Annotated in this window: 3 protein-coding genes; 1 reads left to right on the top strand and 2 read right to left on the bottom strand. The window is 71.6% G+C overall.

The annotated features are described in order from the left end of the window. The coding region (locus H5J29_RS27295; protein WP_181783866.1) for a hypothetical protein at positions 1-184 on the top strand (184 nt) is incomplete at its 5' end. On the opposite strand, the gene H5J29_RS27290 is transcribed toward H5J29_RS27295, so the two are convergent. Then, positions 181-1,521 carry a glutamine synthetase family protein gene (locus H5J29_RS27290; RefSeq protein WP_181783865.1) on the bottom strand — a complete coding sequence of 447 codons (1,341 nt, stop codon included), beginning with the start codon at positions 1,519-1,521 and terminating at the stop codon, positions 181-183. The two genes, H5J29_RS27295 and H5J29_RS27290, sit on opposite strands and share 4 nt — an antisense overlap. An 82-nt stretch (positions 1,522-1,603) precedes the next feature. Next, a partial coding sequence (locus tag H5J29_RS27285; protein ID WP_181783864.1) for an alpha/beta hydrolase occupies positions 1,604-2,994 on the bottom strand: 1,391 nt, incomplete at its 5' end.

Here is a 2,994-nt window from a genome sequence, read left to right as displayed (position 1 = left end):
CGAGGCCTCGGGCTGGACCGACCAGCTCTGCGAGATCGCCGCGGAGCTCCGCGCGGCCGTCCGGGAGTCGGCACGGGTGACCACGCACGAGGACGTCCAGGCGTTGGGCACCGGCACGAAGGACGGGGTGGCCGCCCTCCGCGCAGGCATCGACTTCCTCCAGGAACGCGTGCGGCGCTCCTAGAGCACCGGCAGGTAGGTCGCCAGCTCGTAGGGGGTGACGTTGCGGCGGTAGGCGTCCCACTCCGCCCGCTTGTTGCGCAGGAAGAAGTCGAACACGTGCTCGCCGAGGATCTCGGCGACCAGCTCCGAGTGCTCCATCGCGCCGAGGGCCTCGGTGAGGTTCTGCGGCAGCGGCTCGTAGCCCAGCGCGCGGCGCTCGGTGTCGGTGAGCGACCAGACGTCGTCCTCGGTGGCGGCGGGCAGCTCGTAGCCCTTCTGCACACCCTGCAGCCCGGCGCCGAGGATCACGGCGAAGGCCAGGTAGGGGTTGCAGGCCGAGTCCAGCGTGCGGATCTCCACGCGCCGGGTCGACGACTTGCCGGGCGAGTACATCGGCACCCGGACCAGCGCGGAGCGGTTCGCGTGGCCCCACGACACGGCCGTCGGGGCCTCGCCGCCGGTGATCAGCCGCTTGTAGGAGTTGACCCACTGGTTGGTCACGGCGCTCATCTCGCGCGCGTGCCGCAGCACCCCGGCCACGAACGCCTTGCCGGTCTCGGAGAGCTCGTAGGGGTCGTCGGGGTCGTGGAAGGCGTTGCGGTCGCCCTCGAACAGCGAGAAGTGGGTGTGCATGGCCGAACCGGGGTGGTTCGTGAAGGGCTTGGGCATGAAGCTCGCCCGCACGCCCTGGGTCAGCGCGACCTCCTTCACCACGTACCGGAAGGTCATGATGTTGTCGGCCATGGTGAGGGCGTCGGCGTAGCGCAGGTCGATCTCCTGCTGGCCGGGGCCGCCCTCGTGGTGGCTGAACTCCACCGAGATGCCCATCGACTCGAGCGTCTCGATCGCGTTGCGCCGGAAGTGCGGCGCGACGTCGTGGCTGGCCTGGTCGAAGTAGCCGCCGGAGTCGGCGGGGATCGGCGGGGAGCCGTCGGCGGGCAGGTCGCGGAGGAGGTAGAACTCGATCTCGGGGTGGACGTAGCAGGTGAAGCCCGCCTCGCCCGCCTTGGACAGGGCGCGGCGCAGCACGTGGCGGGGGTCGGCCCAGGAGGGCGACCCGTCCGGCATCGCGATGTCGCAGAACATCCGGGCGGAGTAGTGCTCGCCGCCGGACTCCCAGGGCAGCACCTGGAAGGTCGACGGATCGGGCCGGGCGACCATGTCCGACTCGTACACCCGGGCGAAGCCCTCGATGGCCGAGCCGTCGAACCCGATGCCCTCCGCGAACGCCCCTTCGAGCTCGGCGGGGGCCACCGCCACCGACTTGAGATAGCCGAGCACGTCGGTGAACCAGAGCCGCACGAAGCGGATGTCTCGTTCCTCGAGCGTGCGCAGCACGAATTCCTGCTGGCGGTCCATGGGCGTCAGGCTAGGAACGACGTGTTACGTGAATGTTTCGTCGCTGCTCAGGGTGTTTGACGACGCATCACTTTCGGGTGAGTCACGGTGTGAGGACGCACTGCGCACCGTCTCCCGGCAGGGTCCCGTCCACGAGATAGGCCGTCAGCGCGGTGTCGATGCAGGCGTTCCCCTGCAGGCCGGCGGTGTGCTGGTTGCCCTCGACCGTGATCAGCTTCGCCCCGAGGTCCTCGGCGAGGTCGACACCGGCCTGGAACGGGGTGGCCGGGTCCCCCGTGACCGACACGACCACGGTCGGCGGCAGCCCCGGGACGTCCGGTCGGTGCGGGCTGGTGGTCGGCGGGACCGCCCAGAACGCGCAGGGGTCCCTGGCGACGACGGGGCCGCGGCCGGTCGTGGTGAAGGGCGCGGCCTGCTCGACGCCCTGGGCCAGCGCCGTGACCTGCGCGGGATCGGTGATCCGGACGTTGTCCATGCAGGTGATCGCCTGGAAGGCCTCGAGCGAGTTGTCGTACCGCCCGCCCGAGCGCTTGTAGTACAGGTCGCCCAGCGTCAGCAGCAGCGAGCCGTCGCCGGTGGCGAGCTGGGAGATCCCGATCGACAGCAGCGGCCAGAGGGTCCGCAGGTAGAGGGCCTGCTGCACGCCGATGACCGCGTCGGAGAAGGAGAGCCTGCGCGTCGGGTCGCCGGTCCTCGCGGGCTGGTCGACCAGCGGGCGGGCCAGGCTCTGCCAGGCCTGGGTGGCGCGGGCGGGGTCGGTGCCCAGCGGGCAGTTCGGCTGGGTGGCGCACCAGTCGGCGTAGGCGTCGAAGGCCTGCTGGAAGCCCGCGCTCTGGTCCACGCTCGACGCGACCGTGTCCTGCGTGGGGTCGATGGCGCCGTCGAGCACCATGGCCCGGACCCGGTCGGGGAAGGCCTCGGCGTAGGCGGTGCCGATCGAGGTGCCGTAGGAGTAGCCGTAGTAGGTGAGCCGCTCGTCGCCCAGCGCGGCGCGCAGCAGGTCCAGGTCCTTCACCACGTCCCGGGTCCCCAGGTTGGCCAGGACGTCCGCGCCCACGCGCTCGGCGCACCGGTCCGCGTACTCCTCGTTGTGCGCCTCCAGGGCCGCGACGCCCGCGGGCGACGGATCGGCGTACACGGTGGCGCGGTAGGTGTCCTGCTCGGCGTCGGTGAGGCAGTCGATCGCCGGGGTGCTCACGCCGACCCCGCGGGGGTCGAAGCCCACGAAGTCGAAGCTGCGCTGCAGCTCGGGGGCGGACTTGACCAGGGACGGCACCAGCGACGTCCCGGAGACGCCCGGGCCGCCGGGGTTGACCACCATCGACCCGATCCGCTGCCCCGTGGCCTTCGCGCGCAGGACGGCGATCTCCGCGGTCCGCCCGTCCGGCTGCGCGTAGTCGAGCGGGACGGTGAGCCTGGCGCACTCCAGCGCGGGATCGGTGTACGCCTGCGCGACGTCCGGCGACGCGGCGT

This window comes from Pseudonocardia pini, assembly GCF_013870575.1.
GTDB lineage: Bacteria > Actinomycetota > Actinomycetes > Mycobacteriales > Pseudonocardiaceae > Pseudonocardia > Pseudonocardia pini.
Note: the sequence above shows the minus strand (reverse complement) of the source record. Positions and strands in the feature narration are given on the sequence as shown.

What these genes read in the sequence shown, in the direction of transcription:
- H5J29_RS27290 (WP_181783865.1), bottom strand. Translation starts at nt 1,521, where the DNA reads ATGGACCGCCAGCAGGAATTCGTGCTGCGCACGCTCGAGGAACGAGAC.